General features: G+C 43.5%; 19 protein-coding genes, 1 tRNA gene and 3 pseudogenes. 14 read left to right on the forward strand and 9 right to left on the reverse strand.

What is annotated here, in order from left to right; all coding sequences use genetic code 11:
* The first annotated feature begins 657 nt into the window (after positions 1 to 657).
* The 4 genes from Q1A40_RS05920 to Q1A40_RS05935 all read left to right on the forward strand — a co-directional run bounded on the left by Q1A40_RS05920 (position 658) and on the right by Q1A40_RS05935 (position 4361).
* Positions 658 to 1482 carry an oligogalacturonate-specific porin KdgM family protein gene (locus Q1A40_RS05920; RefSeq protein ID WP_299998526.1) on the forward strand — a complete coding sequence of 275 codons (825 nt, stop codon included), beginning with the start codon at positions 658 to 660 and terminating at the stop codon, positions 1480 to 1482.
* Positions 1483 to 1505: 23 nt separating this feature from the next.
* The gene (locus Q1A40_RS05925) at positions 1506 to 2261 is read left to right on the forward strand and encodes an oligogalacturonate-specific porin KdgM family protein (RefSeq protein WP_299998527.1); all 756 of its coding nucleotides are present in this window, start codon (positions 1506 to 1508) and stop codon (positions 2259 to 2261) included.
* Positions 2262 to 2276: 15 nt separating this feature from the next.
* Positions 2277 to 3857: a rhamnogalacturonan acetylesterase gene (locus tag Q1A40_RS05930; RefSeq protein ID WP_299998528.1), complete on the forward strand. Its 1581-nt coding sequence runs from the start codon at positions 2277 to 2279 to the stop codon at positions 3855 to 3857.
* Between the two features lie 159 nt (positions 3858 to 4016).
* Positions 4017 to 4361 (forward strand): nitrous oxide-stimulated promoter family protein, encoded by a 345-nt coding sequence (locus tag Q1A40_RS05935; RefSeq protein WP_299998529.1) that lies wholly within the window; start codon positions 4017 to 4019, stop codon positions 4359 to 4361.
* Between the two features lie 15 nt (positions 4362 to 4376).
* Here Q1A40_RS05935 and Q1A40_RS05940 read toward each other — a convergent pair whose 3' ends face one another.
* The 3 genes and pseudogenes from Q1A40_RS05940 to Q1A40_RS05950 form a co-directional block, all read right to left on the reverse strand.
* Positions 4377 to 5465, reverse strand: coding sequence for an AAA family ATPase (locus Q1A40_RS05940; protein WP_299998530.1), 1089 nt, complete (start codon positions 5463 to 5465; stop codon positions 4377 to 4379).
* 83 nt (positions 5466 to 5548) lie between these two features.
* Positions 5549 to 5812, reverse strand: a complete 264-nt coding sequence (locus Q1A40_RS05945; RefSeq protein ID WP_299998531.1) for a hypothetical protein — start codon at positions 5810 to 5812, stop codon at positions 5549 to 5551.
* Positions 5813 to 6120: 308 nt separating this feature from the next.
* Positions 6121 to 6299, reverse strand: a pseudogene (locus Q1A40_RS05950) (transposase); the annotation flags it as partial.
* Positions 6300 to 6574: 275 nt separating this feature from the next.
* Between Q1A40_RS05950 and Q1A40_RS05955 the strand changes: the two are divergent.
* From Q1A40_RS05955 to Q1A40_RS05980, 6 genes are read left to right on the forward strand one after another with little or no spacing between them, the layout of a single operon-like run.
* Positions 6575 to 7342, forward strand: coding sequence for a class I SAM-dependent methyltransferase (locus tag Q1A40_RS05955; RefSeq protein ID WP_299998594.1), 768 nt, complete (start codon positions 6575 to 6577; stop codon positions 7340 to 7342).
* 32 nt (positions 7343 to 7374) lie between these two features.
* Positions 7375 to 8946: a nickel ABC transporter substrate-binding protein gene (gene nikA / locus Q1A40_RS05960; RefSeq protein WP_299998532.1), complete on the forward strand. Its 1572-nt coding sequence runs from the start codon at positions 7375 to 7377 to the stop codon at positions 8944 to 8946.
* A 45-nt stretch (positions 8947 to 8991) separates the two neighbouring features.
* Entirely contained in the window at positions 8992 to 9918 is a 927-nt protein-coding gene (gene opp1B / locus Q1A40_RS05965) for a nickel/cobalt ABC transporter permease (RefSeq protein WP_299998533.1), read from the forward strand.
* Between the two features lie 2 nt (positions 9919 to 9920).
* Positions 9921 to 10790 carry a nickel/cobalt ABC transporter permease gene (gene opp1C, locus Q1A40_RS05970; RefSeq protein ID WP_299998534.1) on the forward strand — a complete coding sequence of 290 codons (870 nt, stop codon included), beginning with the start codon at positions 9921 to 9923 and terminating at the stop codon, positions 10788 to 10790.
* Positions 10780 to 11589 (forward strand): ABC transporter ATP-binding protein, encoded by an 810-nt coding sequence (locus Q1A40_RS05975; RefSeq protein WP_299998535.1) that lies wholly within the window; start codon positions 10780 to 10782, stop codon positions 11587 to 11589. Before opp1C ends, Q1A40_RS05975 begins: the two co-directional genes overlap by 11 nt.
* Position 11590: 1 nt before the next feature.
* The gene (locus Q1A40_RS05980) at positions 11591 to 12337 is read left to right on the forward strand and encodes an ABC transporter ATP-binding protein (protein WP_299998536.1); all 747 of its coding nucleotides are present in this window, start codon (positions 11591 to 11593) and stop codon (positions 12335 to 12337) included.
* Between the two features lie 611 nt (positions 12338 to 12948).
* Here the strand turns inward: Q1A40_RS05980 and Q1A40_RS05985 are convergent.
* Both Q1A40_RS05985 and add read right to left on the reverse strand, forming a co-directional pair.
* Complete coding sequence (locus Q1A40_RS05985; RefSeq protein WP_299998537.1) at positions 12949 to 13914, reverse strand: nucleoside hydrolase; 966 nt, start codon at positions 13912 to 13914, stop codon at positions 12949 to 12951.
* 7 nt (positions 13915 to 13921) lie between these two features.
* A complete protein-coding gene (gene add / locus Q1A40_RS05990) occupies positions 13922 to 14959 on the reverse strand; it encodes an adenosine deaminase (RefSeq protein ID WP_299998538.1) in 1038 nt (345 codons plus the stop codon).
* 212 nt (positions 14960 to 15171) lie between these two features.
* Here add and Q1A40_RS05995 point away from each other — a divergent pair, with 212 nt between their 5' ends.
* Positions 15172 to 15954: a GntR family transcriptional regulator gene (locus Q1A40_RS05995; protein ID WP_299998539.1), complete on the forward strand. Its 783-nt coding sequence runs from the start codon at positions 15172 to 15174 to the stop codon at positions 15952 to 15954.
* Between the two features lie 157 nt (positions 15955 to 16111).
* Positions 16112 to 16435, forward strand: a complete 324-nt coding sequence (locus Q1A40_RS06000; RefSeq protein ID WP_299998540.1) for a LemA family protein — start codon at positions 16112 to 16114, stop codon at positions 16433 to 16435.
* 161 nt (positions 16436 to 16596) lie between these two features.
* Here Q1A40_RS06000 and Q1A40_RS06005 read toward each other — a convergent pair whose 3' ends face one another.
* A complete protein-coding gene (locus Q1A40_RS06005; RefSeq protein WP_299998541.1) occupies positions 16597 to 16908 on the reverse strand; it encodes a hypothetical protein in 312 nt (103 codons plus the stop codon).
* A gap of 236 nt (positions 16909 to 17144) precedes the next feature.
* On the opposite strand from Q1A40_RS06005, the gene lgt reads away from it, so the two are divergent.
* The gene (gene lgt, locus Q1A40_RS06010; protein ID WP_299998542.1) at positions 17145 to 17930 is read left to right on the forward strand and encodes a prolipoprotein diacylglyceryl transferase; all 786 of its coding nucleotides are present in this window, start codon (positions 17145 to 17147) and stop codon (positions 17928 to 17930) included.
* Between the two features lie 96 nt (positions 17931 to 18026).
* Here lgt and Q1A40_RS06015 read toward each other — a convergent pair.
* Positions 18027 to 18340, reverse strand: a pseudogene (locus Q1A40_RS06015) (integrase core domain-containing protein); the annotation flags it as partial.
* Positions 18341 to 18569: 229 nt separating this feature from the next.
* Here Q1A40_RS06015 and Q1A40_RS06020 point away from each other — a divergent pair.
* Positions 18570 to 18800, forward strand: coding sequence for a hypothetical protein (locus Q1A40_RS06020; RefSeq protein WP_299998543.1), 231 nt, complete (start codon positions 18570 to 18572; stop codon positions 18798 to 18800).
* A 223-nt stretch (positions 18801 to 19023) separates the two neighbouring features.
* Here Q1A40_RS06020 and Q1A40_RS06025 read toward each other — a convergent pair.
* Positions 19024 to 19185: pseudogene (locus tag Q1A40_RS06025) on the reverse strand (Arm DNA-binding domain-containing protein); the annotation flags it as partial.
* Positions 19186 to 19380: 195 nt separating this feature from the next.
* A tRNA-Arg gene (locus tag Q1A40_RS06030) sits at positions 19381 to 19457 on the reverse strand.
* Positions 19458 to 19592: the final 135 nt, after the last annotated feature.

A 19592-nucleotide genomic window follows, 5' to 3' on the forward strand; every position in this document is an offset into this window, starting at 1 on the left:
CTGTTACCAGGCAGTGCCAACCCCATCGCGTCTTCTGAACGCGTGAAACCTGTTCACGGAACTGAAATAGTGGATCTGTGAACAGGTTTTTTTGTCTTAGCCCCACCAAATTATCGTTCGGTTAATCCCATTTAAACTCTCAATTCAGAAAATAAAAACACAGATGAATATTTCAATTCATGGCTTTTCCATGCTCATCTCCAGGATATAAAACCACTATCGTCTTTCAGGTGTCCTAAAAATACTTTCTCAATATCACTTTTTATCTTGCATGGTGGTGATGGAATATCTGATAGATGCAATAGTAATTATTCAAATAACGATGTTTTTTTGATAAGGAAAGAAAACTATATGAGTTGCTGTTTTTTTTCATTTAATCTCTTTTTTTTGATAACGATCTCAAAACAATGTTTCAAAAAAATATAAACTGCTTTTCATTCATTTGTTTTTCTTATGGGGTGCGCGCCTGATTATATTCATATATCAGTAATGTTAAGAGGTAGCTGAAATGAAATATCAACCCTTAACAATCCACGATCTTTTTTGTTTATTTTTAACCTCTGTTTTTAGAGTGATATTCTGTGTCTGAATATAGCTTAAATTAAATTATTTATCTCAGCAGTTTTTGATATGTCATTATTTTATGATGAGGAAACCATGAGCGGTAATACAATCAAAAAAATAGTTATCGGTTTGTCAGTTATCGGTTTTTCACAGGGAATTTATGCCGCAGAAGGCAAAACGACCATACAGGTTGAACATAATTTCAAAACCCAGGACAGGCGCCATAATGACTCATTTAAGTTAATTCATAAAACTCCCTCCCTCTGGCAATATGAAGTCAAATTTGGCACTTCTTCCGGTGGTGGCAAAAATTATGATGTGGCATGGGATGATATGAAAGGCGGTTCGGGAGGGCTGGTTATTCAGAAAGATTTCAAAATGCCGATAAAGGGGAATACGCTAACCCCTTCATTTGAAGTCTCTTTTGGTAGTACTTCAGTAAATTACCAGTCAGGAATTAAATACAGCTACAGTATCAATAAAGAGTGGTCTGTCTATGGCCGCTATCGCTATGAAATTAAAAAACTGGCAAGAAGCGAGCGCTATAAAACCATCAGCAGTACTGATAAATTTGGTTATGCCGGGGAGCAGTACCGTGCTAAATCGGATACCGCGCGTAATCGTTTTGATACCGGCGTCACATGGAATGGTATTCCTAATATATCCTTAGGGTATGTGTTTAACTATTATGTCGGTGATAATTTAAATGAGTCATCTTCATACAGTAAGGGTATCTTCACGCCAAACCAATATGCTGTTTATAATGGTAAGAAAACTGACTATGAACATCAGTTTAAAATTCAATATCGTTATCAACAGTGGCGACCTTATCTGGAAGTCGATGACGTTTCTGTTTCCAGCTCGTCTAAATCCCGCCAGGGAAAAGTCAAAATCGGTGTTAATTACCAGTTCAATTAATTTTAAACAATTAAGTGATGATCATGATAAAAAAAATATATCTGGGAAATATACTCGCCGGCTTATTGCTGATGAGTGGCAGCGTAGTGGCATCGGAAACCTATTTCCATTATCAGCATAGCTATGGAACACAAAATAAATATCATGGCGATGAGTTTGGAATATTACATCAAACTGATGAACAGGCGTGGGTTGATATTACTATTCATCTGTATAACAAAGGCAAAAACGTCGCCCTGGATGACGTGGTATCCAACTCTTATTCCATGACTGTAGGTTATGATTATGCACTGACCAGTGCGCTGACCTTAACACCGAATATGGAAGCTCGCTTTTATTCCGGTGGTAAGAGTGGTGAAGCCACCACCGGTGATGTGGGCGATACGCAAAAAGCGGGGGCCCGTTATACACCCGGACTTAAGCTAAGCTGGCAGGTTATTTCCCCAGTAACTCTGTATACCCAGTATCGTTACGATTACCGCAAGATTACCCGTTCTGCAGCAGGAGAAGGTGAGCAGAACAGGCATCGTCATCGTCTGGAAGGCGGGATTGCCTATGCACTGCTGGACGGGCTTATCCTGACTTATCAGGCTAATTACTATAACGCTGATTATATTCTTGCCAATAACAAGAAGAATGATTACCAGCAAGATCTCAAAGCAGACTGGATATTTCTTCCCGACTGGCAGCTTAACCTGGCCGCTGAAGATGTGGCTAAAAGTAAAACCAGCAGTAGTCGCGAAGCATTGATCAAAGCGGGTTTTACTTACCGCTTCTAATACAAGGAGTTTGTTATGCGTCATAAAATAACGATGGTCGCGTTAATGTGCTCGTTACCCTCTTTGGTCCAGGCATCGGCTATCCTGGAAGGTATCGTTCTTGCAGATACGCCTTTTAAAGAGGCCAGGGTACAGATAACGGATAGCCGGGGAGAGCGTTTGAGTACCGATACCAACAGTGAAGGGCGCTATAGATTGCCGGTCGACGGATTGGTGCCCCCCTTGGTATTGAGTGCTATAGCGGCTAACGAAGGTGATAACTGTCTGTACAATAATATTCCGCGTGCGCGTTGTATGGCTTCGTTAGTGCTGACCTTAAATAGCAATCAGGTCAATACCGGAAATATCACCCCTTTCAGTGACCGCATGGTTTCGGAAGCCGCAGGACAATTGGGGTACATCGGTCCGCAGCAGTTTGTTGAGAATGTGACACCCGCTGAACTGAGCCAAGTTTCGCTGACGCACCCACTGGCGAATTTTCGCCAGGGCATGGCTGATGCTTTTGCGCTGGCAGGGGAAGATATCTCCGTTATTGATCCTGTGAGTACGCCAGTTCAAAGCCATGATGCGATGACTCGGGTACTGGCGGTTATCAATACTAACCGTGGGTATCATAATAATACGGGGCAGGCGGGACATGTCACTCTGACGGACAGCGCTTTTCGTCCGATAACAGGACTTAATAACAGTGGTGCCTGGGAGCCGTTCTTGCTTGAACGGGCAGAACAGGATAAACAAGCGATAACGAAAGCGCAGACCCGGGTGTTGATTGTTAGTGATTCAACCGCAGCCAGCTATGAAGTTAGCCGCTTGCCACGTATGGGATGGGGGCAAGTTTTTCAGGAGTCCTTTCGTCCTGATTCTGGTGTGGTAGTCCTGAACGGAGCCAGAGCCGGGCGCGCGAGCCGTGATTTCTATAACGGAGGATGGTATCAGCAGATGGGACGCTATTTACAACCGGGCGATTATGTTTTTATCGCTCACGGTCATAATGATCAGAACTGCAATAGCAAGAAACCGGTTCGTGGTGCGGCAGATGTGGCGAACCTGTGCTCTTATCCGAACGATAGCCAGGGGCGACCTCAGTATCCGGAAGGCCAGCCCGAGCTTTCTTTCCAGCACTCACTGGAAAGGTATATTAAGATTGCTCGTGATAAAGGCGCTATCCCGATCCTCTTTACTCCTACAACCAGGGTAAAAAATAGTGAAGGTAAAACGGCATTCCAGCAGGGACCACAGGATAAGGTAGTCAGTAGTCATTATACCTCGGCAAAACCGGGATATTTGTTCAGCGGCGACTATATCGCTACCATCAAACAAACTGCCGTGGCGAATCAGGTTCCACTTATCGACCTTGAACAGGCGACCATTGAGTTTGCTAATGCGCATGCGGATGACTGGATGGACTACTGGCTGGCCGTTGATGCGAATGATCCCCGCTATCCCTGGTATAAAACACAAAAAGCGGGTATCCGAACGGCACCGGATACTACGCATTTTCAGGAAAAAGGGGCCCGGGCCGTAGCCGATCTGGTGGTTGAGGGGATAAAAAACACGCCAGAACTGCAGGCGCTAAGTCAGCAGCTTAATCCCTGATATTTTGTCAGTCTCAGGGGAAACCGGATGAACAGCATCGGGTTTCCCTCTTTGATCAAAATACTGTCGGTGAAAATACGATAAGCTGTATGTCTGAATTGATCTCTGAACAAAATTTGCCGATCAGAGCGCGACGAACAGGCAGGAGTGAACGATATTATGGCTGGAAAGAGGATACTCAGAGAAAAACTGACTATTTATAAAATGATTGCACTCTATGAGCGCAACAACCCGGATGCCGTTTCCTGTCCGGAACACTATCAGGCACTGTATGAATATGCGGTAAAACGGCTGGATAAATGTGTCTTCGGGGAGGAAAAGCCCGCCTGTAAGCAATGCCCGGTGCATTGCTATCAACCCGCTAAACGCGAAGAGATGAAAAAAATCATGCGCTGGGCGGGTCCCAGAATGTTATGGCATCATCCAATCTTAGCGATACGCCATTTGATTGATGATAAACGTCCGGTCCCACCATTGCCTGAAAAGTATCAGCGTAAAAAATGACGCATAACTGTTGACTTACACGCGATTGATACAGGTTTGTCCGTTACTTATCGATAATTCATATAATTGAAATTCGGCATATTGACCGATAAGCGTAGCCAGCTCTTGAGAATGGCTTGTCAGCCAAATCTGAGAGTATCTGCTGGCTTGTGAAATCAGTTTAGCCAAGGCAGGTAACATTTGAGGATGTAAACTATTCTCTGGCTCATTAAGAACGATGAAATTGGGTGGACGAGGGCTGAGTAATGCGACCGCCAGACATAAAAAACGTAGGGTGCCATCTGACATTTCACTGAGTTCCAGAGGGCGATTCAGTCCTTTTCTGTTCATGAATAACATAAAACGCGCATTATCGTTTTTACAAAAAAAAGAGCATTCAGGAAACGCGGTGAGCAGTATCTCTGTTAGCAGTTCAATATCACCAATTTCAACAATCGTCTGGAAAGCAGAGGCAAGGTTCGAACCATCACTTGCAAGGACGGGCGATCTGAAGCCGATTTGCGGTTGTCTTATCGGTGATTTTCTTGAAACATCAAATTCATGATAAAACCGCCAGCTCTTTATGGTCTCTTTTAGCTGAGAAACCTCCGGATAAAGGTGAGGTTCACCCAGTTGCCCGAAGAAAGACTCATTTTCATAGATAGCATCACTGTGAGTGATTTTTTCACCATGAATATTTGACAAAAAAACCACCTGATTTTTTCTTTTAAGCACCTGCGATGAAGGCCGTCGCTTATAACCGGCTGTCCAGATATGTTCTTCTTTAACGATGGCATCTAACTTAAATAGTGTCTTATCGTCAGGAGCTGTCTCTGGAAAACCTATCTGTATCTCATAGTCAAAATCATCTGTTTCACAGGATAAGCAAATTCTTCGCGCTTTTGAGTCCGAATACTTACCAGACCACAGGGTATTTTGTATTCCGCCCTCATTACTGAACATCCCTGAAAGTTGGCCTGAAGCGGCCCCTGACAGAAGCTGAATCGCTTTATAGATATTCGATTTACCACAGCCATTCGGGCCAAATATAATATTGAGCCTGTCCAATTCAAGAAAAACATTTTTAACAGACCGATAATTATCGATATAAATATTGCGGATCATCTAACTGTTTCCCTTACCTGAACGCTATGCCGAACGGTATTCGGCACTTGGAAATACTTTTTCTGGCTTTCACCTTGGCCGATTTAACAGGTGAGTGATTTATTTTTCGCCAGTAAGAAAGAACATAAATAAGCTACGGTATTAGAGAGTGGCAGTACATTTTTGCTCAAGTTTATTTTCAATGTGTTGATAATAGACTCCCGGCGCACCGTAATATGTTGCCATAATTCAGAATAAGTGGGCTGGATTTCTTTCTGTCGTGAAGCATCAGCCAGCGCAATACACTCTTCTGCACTGCTACCAGTATATCCTGGAATAGCAGGAATAATATCAATCTGGAGCATCATATCGCGGGTTAATCTTTCTGTAGCATCTTTATAGATTGTTAAGGCTTTTTTGAATAAATCAGATTTCGGTCGAGTCTCTCTATAGTTAGTTGTTTTTCATGAAATTTCTATACTTTCTGGCACGTCTGCTTTCGTCATTTTGTTCAGGGCAAGCATCATAACCAGTACCTCTGCAATCTGCCCCTTTCGTTGAGGGATAAGGCCACGGATTTTCTTACGGCGTCATTCATCGTGATATAGCTGGGTATCCTAAGTGCTGTCCGCGGCGACAACCCCGTGTAAATGATTTCATGTGTGCTGCTGGCACCGCTGTAATCCTGGCTGCATAGCGAAACGTTCATCAGGGAAAAGTTGAATTAATAAAGCCCTGTGCGGCCTGCAGGGTAAGCCGAAATACGCGTTTAATCATCAGAACGGTAGCCATGGCAAAGTCAGAGATCTTCTGCGTTGCTGACTTATACCAGGCCTGAACAGTCTCATCATCCAGCCCGAGAAGTGGGAAGCCTCGCCGCTTGCGGCGGGGAGCAGACACCTGTTGTCTTGTTTGCATGAATACTATCGAGTCACTCCGGAATCTCTGATGTTGCAGAGCGCATTTTGAGCCACAGAGCGGGTGATAAACAACTCACGCTAAGAAATAATAAAGTACGGGGGACTATTGAGCTCGACAGAAAAGAGAACTCTTTTCTTTTTTTATTAATAATTTGCTTCTATATTAATTATATACATAGGTATCACCAATCTTTGGATCCTCTCATGTTAATGTCATTAAAGACTCCAGATCAGCTATTACATAGCGTCACGAACTACTGGACCGATCGCGCTCCCAGCTATAGTGAAGCGAACCAGGAAGAACTTGCCAGCATAAAAAGGGCTATCTGGCAGAATTTGTTGCTTTCCCATGTCCCGGACAAACAGTCGCTTCGGGTATTAGACATTGGAACCGGGCCGGGTTTTTTCGCCATTATTATGGCCCAGGCCGGTCATAAAGTGACTGCCGTGGATGCTACTGTTGGTATGCTGGAACAGGCTGAAAGTAATGCCCGGCACTATAATGTTGATATTGATTTTGTTGAATCTGATGTCCATAGTTTACCTTTTGATGAGCATTCATTTGATGTCATTGTCACCCGGAATGTGACGTGGAATTTAAAGAAACCACATGATGCCTATCAAGAATGGTATCGTGTATTAAAGACTGGTGGACGTTTAATTAATTTTGATGCGAATTGGTATCTGCATTTATTTGATGATGTCTATAAAGCGGGATTTGAACGCGATCGGAATAATACTACTCAATTAGGAATACCCGATCATTATATAAATACGGATACTGTGGCAATGACAAAAATTGCCGAGTTACTGCCGCTGAGTCGAACATTGCGACCGCAATGGGATGCTAAAACACTACTGGATATCGGTTTCACACAGTGTCTGATTAATACCCGGATTGGTGAAAAGGTGTGGGATCAGGAAGAGAAAATCAATTATGGATCAACACCGATGTTTATGATTGTGGCAGAAAAATAGCTTTTTTGATTCATAAAGGGAAGTGCTGGTTAATGAATAATACACTGATATCGTTTGTTATAATGTCTGTCTTTACATTTAATACCCCCGTTTTTGCTGATGCGAAAAATAACGAACTGGATTACGCCAGTACCAAAGATATTCGTGATATTAATCCTCATCTCTATTCTGGCGAAATGGCTGCGCAAAATATGGTTTTTGAATCGTTGGTATTAAATACCAATGACGGCGTAAAACCCTTTTTAGCAAAGCGTTGGGATATCTCTCCTGATGGTAAAATCTATACATTTTACCTGCGGGATGATGTAAAATTTACTGATGGGGAACCCTTCAACGCCCGTGCGGTTAAACTCAATATTGATGCAGTGACAGAGAATTTTTCACGTCATGCCTGGCTGGAGCTGGTGCGTCAGATTGACAAAGTCAATGTCATTGATGAGTACACAGTAGAGTTAGTATTAAAAAATCCTTATTACCCAACCCTGACAGAATTAGGACTGACGCGTCCATTCCGGTTTATTTCCCCGAAAGCCTTTATCGAAGGTAAAACGTTAAATGGTGTCAGCAGTTATGCAGGTACAGGGCCATGGATACTGACTGAACATAAAAAAAATCAATTTGCACGTTTTGCTGCTAACCCCCATTACTGGGGAGAAAAACCGGCATTAAATGCCGTTATCTGGAAAGTTATTCCCGATCGTCAGACATTGCTACTGTCATTACAGAAAGGGGATATTCAGCTGATCTTCGGTGCCGATGGCGATATGCTAGATATGGACTCATTTGAAGCGCTACAAGCATCCGGGAAGTTAAAAACACTGATGAGTCCTCCCGTCGCCTCACGTGCGATTGTGCTTAACAGTAGCCGGCCCATTACCCGCGATAAAAATGTTCGCCAGGCGCTACAGTACGCGGTAGATAAACAGGGTATTGCCAGCGGTATTCTTGATGACAGTGAGACGGTGGCGGATACTTTAATGGCAAAAACCGTACCTTATAGCAATATCGATTTACCTGTGTATTCTTTTAATCAGGATAAAGCACGAAAATTACTGGATGCATCTGGCTGGGTTTTAACGGGTGATAAAAAAATTCGTGAAAAAGACGGTAAACAGATGGAGTTAATACTGTCTTATAATATTAACAACGCGGCCGAAAAAGATATTGCAGAATTAATGCAGGACGATTTTAAAAAAGTTGGCGTAAAACTGAGCATTCTTGGTGAGGAGAAACAAGCTTTTCTCGATCGTCAGAAAAACGGTGATTTTGATCTGCAATATTCGTTATCCTGGGGTACGCCCTATGATCCTGCCTCCTTTGTTTCCTCTTTCCGTATCCCCGCCCATGCCGATTATCAGGGACAAAAGGGGCTGAAGAACAAAGCTGAAATCGATAATATTATTGGTGAATTATTGATTACGCCGGATGACGACAGACGCCAGCAACTCTATACCCAGTTGTTTACAATATTAGCCGATGAGGCTGTTTATATTCCTTTGACCTATTCGCGAACCAAGGCCATTTATAGTGATAATCTTAATCATGTAGAATTCAATCCTTCACAGTACGAGATCCCATTTGAAAAAATGTCATTTACTCGTTAATGATTAGGGAAGACACTATCTTCCCGCGAGCACAGAGGTTATATAATGCGCAGGTATTTTGTTCTACGTTTATTCATTATGTTTCCTCTGATGCTGGTTATCTCTTTTATTGCCTTTTCCCTGTTGAACCTGGCTCCGTCCGACCCTGCTGAAGTGGCTTTACGTATTAATGAAATCGTGCCAACCGATCAGGCTATTGCCTTGATGAGGCAGGAACTGGGATTAGATAAACCCTTTCTGCTTCGGTATGTTGACTGGTTATGGAATGTGCTAAATCTTAATTTTGGCCAGTCATTTCTTACCCGCACCCCAGTTTTAAATGAAATTCTGACTGCGCTACCTGCAACACTCTGGTTAGCAACAGTCAGTTTATTTTTTATTGTTATCATTTCTTTGCTGCTTTCATTGTTATGTGTCTTCACCCAGGGAACCTGGGTGGATAAAGCAATACGCGGTGTAGTCTTTATTTTTACTGCAATACCTAATTACTGGCTGGGATTATTGCTGATCTGGGCGCTGGCAGTAAAACTCAGTCTGTTTCCTGTCAGTGGGATGATGACGTATGACTCCGTTGTCTTACCGGCACTAGCCCTGTCACTGGCCTATATCGGCACTTATATTCGTTTGATTCGTGGCACTATGTTGAATCAGTTACAGCAACCTTATGTCTTTTATGCCAGGGCAAGAGGGCTGCCAGAACATCTCATTTTGCGAAAACATGTTCTGCCTAATTCATTACATACGTCACTGGTTGCGATAGGTATGAGTATTCCTAAACTGATAGCCGGAACCGTGGTAATCGAAAATATTTTTGCCTGGCCTGGAATAGGTCGGCTGTGCGTCAATGCGATATTCGGTCGTGATTATCCAGTTATTCAAGCCTATATCCTGCTGATGGCTTTATTATTTCTGATCTTTAATTTTATTGCTGATGCATTACAGCAGTACCTCGATCCCCGTTTAACGAGGTAAACATGAGCGTTTTTTTTATTCAGCAACTGCGACGAGATGGTTTTGCTCAGATTTGCCTGGCTATCGTTATCCTGGTGATGGCTGCCGGCATTCTGGCACCGTGGCTGGCGCCCCATGATCCCATAGAAACGGCTATCCGGATGAAGTATCAGGGCAGCAGTTTTTCCTATCCGCTGGGTACCGATAATCTGGGTCGTTGTATTTTATCCCGCCTGTTGTTTGGTATCAGAACCACCGTATTTTATGCCTTACTGGCGATGTTCCTGACGTTATCACTTGGCTGTCTTATTGGCATGATTGCGGGAATTTTTGGCGGAAAAATTGATGAGTTTTTTATGCGGCTGTGTGATGTCATGCTGTCATTTCCTGGTGAAGTGATGATCCTTGCACTGGTGGGTGTACTGGGGCCGGGTATCGAAAATATATTACTGGCGGTGGTGCTGGTAAAATGGTCCTGGTATGCCCGTATGGTTCGGGGAACGGTGATTCAATATACCCACCGCAATTATGTGCGTTACGCACAAGTGATTGGCGCATCGCCGCGACATATATTAAAAAAGCACATTATCCCAATGACCATGGCTGAGATAATTATTCTGGCCACTTCTGATATCGGTAGTGTTATTTTGATGATCTCTGCGCTGTCGTTTCTTGGCCTTGGCGTACAAGCCCCCACTCCGGAATGGGGAAATATGCTCAGCGAAGCCAAAAATGTCATGATATTACACCCTGAATTAATGTTACCGGCCGGGCTGTCTATTATTATTGTCGTTGCCGCATTTAATGGCTTAGGTGATTTTTTACGTGATGTTGCCGATCCTGCAAATCGCTACAGTCATATCGAAAGACAGGAGAAAATCAGTGATAACTGATGTACTCACGATTGAAAATTTAACGGTCACGGATAACGCGGGGAACAGATTACTTCAGCCTGTATCATTAATCCTTCCACCTTACCGAACCTTGGGGATCGTGGGAGAAAGTGGCAGTGGTAAGAGTTTAATGACGAAAGCGATACTGGGACTGCTACCCGATACTCTTCAGGCGCACGGGCGTGTTTTATTTCAAGGGAAAGACTTACTAATTAATAATAAACGGCAATGGCAGCAAACACGTGGTAAAGAAATCAGCCTTATTATTCAGAACGCAATGGGTGCATTTGACCCTTTAATGACACTGAAAGATCAGTTTATTGAAACGCTGAAATATCATACCTGTATGAGTCGTGCGGATTGTTTTCAGTTAGCCTGTCAGTGTCTGGAACGTGTCAGTATTAAGCAGCCTGAACAGAAACTGGGCTGCCTGCCTCACCAGCTCAGTGGTGGTCAGTTGCAACGCATGATGATTGCTATGACGCTCGCCCTGAAACCGGCATTAGTGATTGCAGATGAACCGACCACGGCTTTAGATTCCATTACTCAGGCGGATATTTTACATCAGTTCAAATTACTGGCAGAAGAGCAAAAAAGTACTCTGATCTTTATCAGTCATGATCTGGGAATGGTACAACATATTGCTGATGATATTGCGGTAATGTACCAGGGGCAGATGGTCGAACATCAAACAACAGAATTATTATGGGCTGCACCACAACATCGCTATACCCGTTTTCTTCTTGAGACCCGGGCACGCTTGTCTTCAAAATTTAACGCTATTATGGCAGGAGAATAGGGTGTTGCTTCAGGTTGAAGGCGTTTGTAAAACCTATACACAGTCAAAAGGATGGCGGCGCCAAAAACAGACTGTACTGAATAATGTCAGTTTTAACCTCGCTAAAGGGGAAAGTCTGGGTTTGGTTGGGGAAAGCGGAAGCGGCAAGAGTACCCTGGCCAGAATCATTAGCGGTATTGAAAAACCTGACAGTGGAAGTGTATTACTGAACGGAAAATCACTTTATCAACGACAGCATCGCTATCAGAAATTAAGCATCGTATTTCAGGACTATACTACCTCGGTTAATCCCACGATGACCGTCTTTGCGACGATCTCTGAGCCGTTGTCTCAACATAATTATTTACCCCCGCTGCTGATGCGTGATCAGGTCGCTGGTCTGTTACAAAAAGTGGGACTATCACCTGATCTTATGGGCCGGTATCCGCATGAGTTATCCGGTGGACAGGCGCAGCGTGTTTGCATTGCCAGGGCGTTAGCAACGCATCCCGCACTGATTATTCTGGATGAAGCAGTGAGTTCACTGGATATCCCTACTCAGGTACAAGTTCTTGATTTATTAGAAGAGTTAAAACAGGAATTCGATCTTAGCTATTTTTTTATTACGCATAACATACAGACACTTTGCTATTTCTGTCAGCGCGTTTTATTTTTTAAGCAGAACGCTATTGTTGCCCAAAGCACGGTGAAGGATTTACATTCAGTCAAGCACCCTTATGCTCAGGCGCTACTCAATTCTGTGTTTTGACTTGAAGTGAACAGCGGCTCCGAGGAAACATTCTGGAGCAGCTTAATAAGATTATCTTATTGATTTTTAATTATATTAATATCATTTCTTAATTTTCGGCTGAGCGAAAAGAGTGATTCTGATGAACATGAATGAAAAGGTGTTTCATTTTTATGTGACAAACTTCACAAAAATATTTTTTGTGATATGATTCTCAATATTGAAATTTAAGAGTTGTGGTTACACACTTCCTTAGACGAAGTAACGGGGGATTGTCATGTTTATGTTAGATATCTTTTTTGTGGTTATCAGTACTTATTTACTTTGTGGCTGGTTCTTTGTAGAAAAATATTTAACTGAGGGTAAAGAAACCTCAAACAAAAATTTCTTCTTTAATTATTATCTCTGGCCCATTGCCGTCCTGGGGCGAAAGTAAATATTTTTGCCTTTGTTCTGGGTGATAAAACACAGAAAATCTGTGTTCGGAGTATTGTCGATTCTGTTGTTTGGCAGGCAATGGGCACGTTTTCGTCTGTCGCTATTTTTGAATCAGGTTAGCACTGTTAATTATCTTTCTGCACTAACCTGGTGTCATTATTCCAGCGTGTTAAATACCCTGTGACAGAGAGCAATTAGACGGATAAAAGTCGGCGCATCAGATGCTCAGACATATTCATCTCGGTGCTCAGTACCACATAACAATTGGCATTTTCCTGTTGAGGGTACCCTTTATATTGACCCCGTAAGTCGCAAATTGTCTGACCGCGACCAGGTCCGGTTGTTTTATCAATGACGACGCTGACTTTTGGCACAAAACAGGCGTCAAGTCCCTCGACAGCCAGTACCGCAGCGACCGGATCGTGTAAGGCACAGGCTTCTCTGCCGTAGACATTGATATAAAATCCTGAATATAATTCAAGCATTTGGCCAATTTTCTGCGCAAATTTACTGTCAGCGTTAAGTAATTTTTGTTTATCTGATTCTTCAAAGGTATGGCGCATCGTCACATCAAGAGGGACCATGACGATATTGTTCATGTTCTTGAATACAATATCAGCGGCTTCAGGATCGCAGGCGATATTGGCTTCCGCAACTGGCGTTCGGTTACCCGGCGCATTCGCGGCCCCTCCCATAATGGTCAATGTAGAAATCATTTCAGGAAGATGAGGTTCAAGCTCAATAGCCCGGGCAATATTGGTTAATGGTCCTGTTGCCAGAATACTCAGCGATCCTGGATTTTCACGAGCCAGTCTTACCAGCATTTCAGGCGCTGATTCTTGAGACAATGCTGACGGTGAAGCGCTGAGCTGGACATTACCAATCCCATTCTCACCATGAATATGCTGAACATCGCAGAGATATTTCTTATTAAGGTAGTCAATCTCGCCGACTGCCACAGGAATAGAGTCAATCCCGGCCAGGTGCAACAGGTTGAGTGTGTTATGAGCGCCAGAGGGGGCATCAATATTACCGCAAACAGATCCTATGCCGAGTATTTCTACTTTTTCTGCTTCTGATATGAGGTAGCCCAGAGCCATTGCATCATCAACGCCGGTATCACAGTCAAAGTACATTTTTATTTTATTCGTTTTCATCATTTTCCTCTTATCGAATACAATGTTGACTTTCCCAGCTGTTCAATGCTTTCAGGAATTTAATTTTTTCTTCAGGAGCGGCAAAACTGGCATCAATTGAGTTTTTTGCCACTTGATAAAGCACATCATTTGACCAACCAAAAGTATCCTGACAAATTAAATACTCATCCACCAAGGTAGTGTTTAAAAGAACAGGATCGTCGGTATTGATGGTCACTTTGACCCCGCTTTCCAGAAGTCTGTTTAACGGGTGTTTTTCGAAGCTCTCATAGACACCAAGTTTAATATTTGAAGTCGGGCATACGCCAATAGGAATATTTCTCTCTGTCAGCAGATCGACAACGGCGGGATCTTCGATAGCACGCACCCCATGATCAATACGATCGGCGCCTAATAACAGAATTGCGTCACTGACGCCCTGAGGGCCGCTTGACTCGCCTGCATGTACCGTTCTTTTTAATCCGGCATTTCCGGCTCGGGAAAAGGCTTCAGCGAAGCGTTTACCCGTTCTGCCTGCCGCGGCTTCATTACCATCGACTGAAAGGGCGACAACACGCGGATGTTTCAGAGCTGTCAAATAGTCGACGAGTCCAACTGCTTCTGATGCGCTTTGCTGTCTTAACAGGCTCACACATAAACCGACAGAGGCTAATCCATCCTGTTCCGCTGCACGTAGTCCTGAATCAATGGCATCTAACATGTTGTCGAGTTTTCCATGCCAGGCTTTCCAGTGTGTAGGATTAAAAATTAAATCAGCATAAATTCCCCCATTGCTGCTCAGACGCCGGGCATAGGAATAACTTAGCTGCGCAAGACGCTCGTGCGTGCTGACAAGGCTGCTTGACCAGTCAAGAAACTCAAGAAAATCGGCAAGTCCTTTAAAATTAAGAAGTTCTTCTTTTGGTCTGGGAAGCGATATGGCGGATTCTTTCGCCCATAGCGCTAACTGTTCAGGATCAAAACAGCCTTCCAGGTGGACATGGACTTCCGCTTTAGGGAGTTGTGTTGCCAGGTTTTTTTTCTCGATCAGATTACTGGTCAGTGTCATGACTTTCTCATCAGTTAAATAAACTTGATAAAACGTTATAGTTAGCCGGTTTCAGAAGCCACTCCCGGCCTCTTTGGTTATAATATAGATATACGATGCCATACCTGTAAGTATGATGTTATACCTCTTGGTATGATATCAAACAAGGATCTTTACTTATGAGTGTGATCAACCTGATATATTTTGAATATCTACATGTGGAGTGTTAATAATTGACTGATTTAAATGATTTTTTGTCAAATCCATTACAAATTGCTATTGGACAACCTCTGCGTGTAGCGGTGTACTCAAAACTGGCTGAAGCAATACGCACAGGTATTATTCCTTTAGGCATAATGCTCCCTCGTGAGAGTGAACTTTGTCTGAAAATGGGGGTGAGTCGCACGGTTATCAGGGAAGCACTGATGCTGCTTGAAGAAGATGGCTTGCTGGTGACCAGAAGGGGCATCGGTCGGTTTGTCTCAGTAAGACTGCCTTCTCCTGGCCTGGAAAATATTACTTCTCCTGAGCTATTGCTCAGTGGCAGTTCTGATTCATTATCTATTAAACGTATTGAATCATACCTTCAGAAACCTTCTGATTTAACGATTGAGGTGCTTAATCTGGACCGTGAAAGTGACTCATGGTTCTGTGAAAGCCTGATCTATCGTGATGGAAAATGTATCGCACTTATACAAGAGCACCTGCCGGCAGGGGAACGTCTTAAAGAGATTCACCCTCAACTGAGCCAATTTATAGAAACGAATAAACAGGCATCAAAATCTATTCTTGCTGTTTTGACTGAGCTTTTAGGGAAATCTTTTGTTCCGGGTTTATGCCAGATTCAGGCAGGTATACCGGGGCACGATCGTAGCGCTAAAATGGATCTGCAGAAAAATTCACCTGTACTGATTATTACTCAATCCCTTTCTTACAAAGATAAGCCCATTTACCTGGCAAAATATATTATCAATTCATCGGAGAAAATTATTATCAATCAGGCCGCTCAGTCTTAGAAAATAAGTGCAGAGAGCAGACTTTCTGCATTGCCAGAAATAGGGGAGAACGATATTAATACATCAGGGAAAGGAAATCAGGCAGGATCGAAAAGAGTCTGAGATATGAATTTAAATGGTATCCAGGCGGCCCGTTATAAGGGATCTAAGGCACAACATGTCGACATCAGAACAGACGAAAACCAGTGACCTCCTGAGCACGGCTCACGATCAGAAATTGCCAGCGTTACTCCAGCGATGGCAGCTACTCTCTGAGCAACAGCAGAATATCAGCGCAGCCATTCGTATTTTTAACCGCAACGTTGAAGATTTTAACAACGGTATTGAGGTGTTCCCCAACTCTCTGGTTAACGGTTTGCTCAATAAAAAACATAAGCTGGACACTTTCAATGATAGCCAGGCGGATAGCGGATTTGAATACCGTCCTGATATTCACCGATCATTACCGCTATACAGCGAGCGTTTTTTTGCCCTGATATAACCTGCGTCATCCCAGAGGACACTGGTTATATCAGTTGTCTGTATTGTTTTTCATCGACGTTCATACTGAAGGCAGAAAAACCTTCAATCTGTACGTTATTTCTCGATGAAGTGAAGTTTACGGGGAGCCCGTGCCCCACTCATGGCTCCCGGAAGATTAAATTAAAGTGGTGAAATTGCCTCAACAACATGCTGGAAAACGTAAGGATCAGAAAGTAGTTTAAATTCTTCGTCATCCGGATAAGTGACTGCAACATGATAGTTTTCTCCGGCAAATGCCTTCACCGACTGCAGATCCTGCCAATAGGTTGCCAGAAAGAAATGCTCCCAATGCCCCTGTGTTTCTCTGCGAACGAACGCGCCTTTGTTCCCCACTATGCTTCTGGAATGCTCTACCCCGGTTTTTTCAAGATGTCTTGCAAAACCTTCCGCATGTTCAAGCGGAACGCATCCGTGCCAAGTTCTTACAATCATTAGCGTTATTTCTCCAAATCTGATGAAAATATAACCATAACATCAGAAAGCATTTCATGGTGTGGTTAACGAAGAAAAATTATTTCGTACATCGGTTCAACCGATGGGGAGTTATTAAAAATTTGGGAGGAGGGCAGCAGGGAGTCCCGGAGAGAGGCGTGAGCTTTTTCAAAGGGAATGTTGTAAAGTGATCGCGTAATGGTGCCCTGAACCAACTAAACTATGGAGGCAGGTATATGGATCATCTGGTTTGGGACATTAATCCCATATTCTGGGATGCAGGTATTTTCCAGATTCACTGGTATGGCTTGTTTTTTGCTGCCGCTTTTGTCACCGGTTTTGTCATAGCCCGGTTTATTTTTTCCAGAGAAAATATCAGTCTTCATTATCTGGACTCGCTCCTCGTGTATATGATAATTGGTGCTGTTGTCGGTGCCAGACTGGCTCATGTTATTTTCTACGACCCGGTTTATTATCTTCACCATCCTCTTCAGATCCCGGCCGTCTGGAATGGTGGCCTGGCGAGCCACGGCGGCGCTATCGGTATCGCTCTCGCGTTGTATCTTTTCTGCAAAAAGAATCCGTCAATTAAATATCTGTGGCTACTGGACAGAATGGTTATTCCGGCGGTACTGGGTGGATTCTTCATCCGTATAGGTAACTTCTTTAACTCTGAAATCTTAGGAGTGCCCTCCGATAAACCATGGGCAATTATATTTTCGAGAGTTGACAGTCTCAGTCGTCATCCAACCCAGCTCTATGAAGCGCTGACTTACCTGGTGATATTTTTAATTCTCTTCACACTCTACATAAAGATAAAACCAAGACGTGACGGCCTGTTTCTGGGAATGTTCCTTTCAATGGTCTTCTTTTCCCGCTTTCTGCTTGAGTTTACAAAGGTTCGCCAGGAGAGTTTCAGTGATGGTGTGTTGCTGAATGTCGGCCAGTTACTCAGCATTCCTGCAATATTGGTGGGGCTGGTATTGATCTACTATTACTTCAGGAAAAAGCAGACGATATAATCTTCTCTCAGAGCATCTGTAAGTATTCCAGCCTTAGTTCCACGCACTTTTTGAGGGCCCCGGTAAGTGTCAAGGTAGTTGGTACCCCTGGTTAATTTAAGCAGCCTGTTTTCCCCGTTCCGGATTTAACATAACAGCACCTTTCGGCTGCCAGTTTCTTGTCTTCCCTGACCAGCGTTCGGGTGTGCTTTCTGAGCCTGACGGTACAGGTCATCACGTTTTTTCAGCAGTTCTCTGTCTTCACCGCGATACCTTTCTACTGGCGTAACATAGCCTATTCCGCTATGCCGGTGTTCCTCGTTATACCAGCGAGTGAATTTATCCACCCAGATGCGTGCCTCTTTTGACGTTTTAAAGCCGGAGGACGGCCACAGCGGGACATATTTCAGCGTGCGGAACAGCGACTCTGCTGAACCTTTACCACTTCCCGCAAGTAAACTTCGATAAATAATGCCTTCAAACAAATTTCATGATGAGTGCTGTCTCGCCTGTTATTGAAAGTTTAAAATGCCACGCAATTCCGCAAAATAGAAATGTCATTTTTGCAGGGAATGGCTTAAATTCTACTTGAAGGAAGAGCTTCCTTCTGGCTATTATTTTTAATAATTCATCACTTCAAACTCTGCTATGAGGTATGTCATGAACGTTAGTAAATCATCAGCAACTCAGCATACTGCTGCCGATGGGCGCATCTATAATGATTCAAAAGGGAGGCCTGTCGGCCTTGCAGGTAAAGTAAACAGAGTTACAAATACCGTTGATGTACCGAAACAGTATCCATCACAGACGCCAGAGGATAAAAGACATATGGATATGCTTTTTAACAAGTGCTTCAGTCATGCAGAAAAATACCTACAATCGAAAAAATAGTTAATTGATTACCATCAATGGCTAATTAATTTTATATTCAGTTTGGAGCATATCAGCCAACGCTATATTTTAAGACTTGCTCTGAACTCTTCTGGATTGGCCAGAACAGGGTTGATTGCTTTGAGTTGTTCCTGGACACGGGCCTGTGCACGGCGTTTCGGCAACGTCCCGAGGCGTTTGTTGTCGACTATTTTTCCCTGGCCAATGTAGTCAAGTTTGTCGAACCCAATGCCAGCATTTTTTGCTTACCGTCAAAGCGGTACTGTAAGCGCCAGTATTTAGAACCATTGGGATGAACCATTAAATGCATCCCTTCACCATCGGTAAGTTTATAAGGCTTATCGGTGGGTTTTGCACTTCTTACCTTTACATCGGTTAATGCCATTTGAGGCTCTCCGTCGCTGGCTGTTGCTACAAGATTATATTGAACGGGGATGTACCATCACATATACCAACAGATACTACTTGATGCAGGTAGATGTCGGTAGAGCTAGGGAGAACTTCGATGCGCTAAAATCAGTCAACTTACTGAATTTTAGGTATAAAAAAAGACATCGGTTGATGTCTGTTTACTTCGAAATGGTACGCCCTACAGGGTTCGAACCTGTGACCTACGGCTTAGAAGGCCGTTGCTCTATCCAGCTGAGCTAAGGGCGCATAGGAGATATGCGGTGAGCTGACGGGCTTCAGCCTGTCAGTGCGAGGGGAATTATACGGTCAACGCCTCTGGAGTCAATTACTTTTCAATTACCTGCGCAACAATTGAGCATAAAATCAGATCAGAACCTGACA

It is taken from the genome of uncultured Cedecea sp. (assembly GCF_947498825.1).
Lineage (GTDB): Bacteria > Pseudomonadota > Gammaproteobacteria > Enterobacterales > Enterobacteriaceae > JGM124.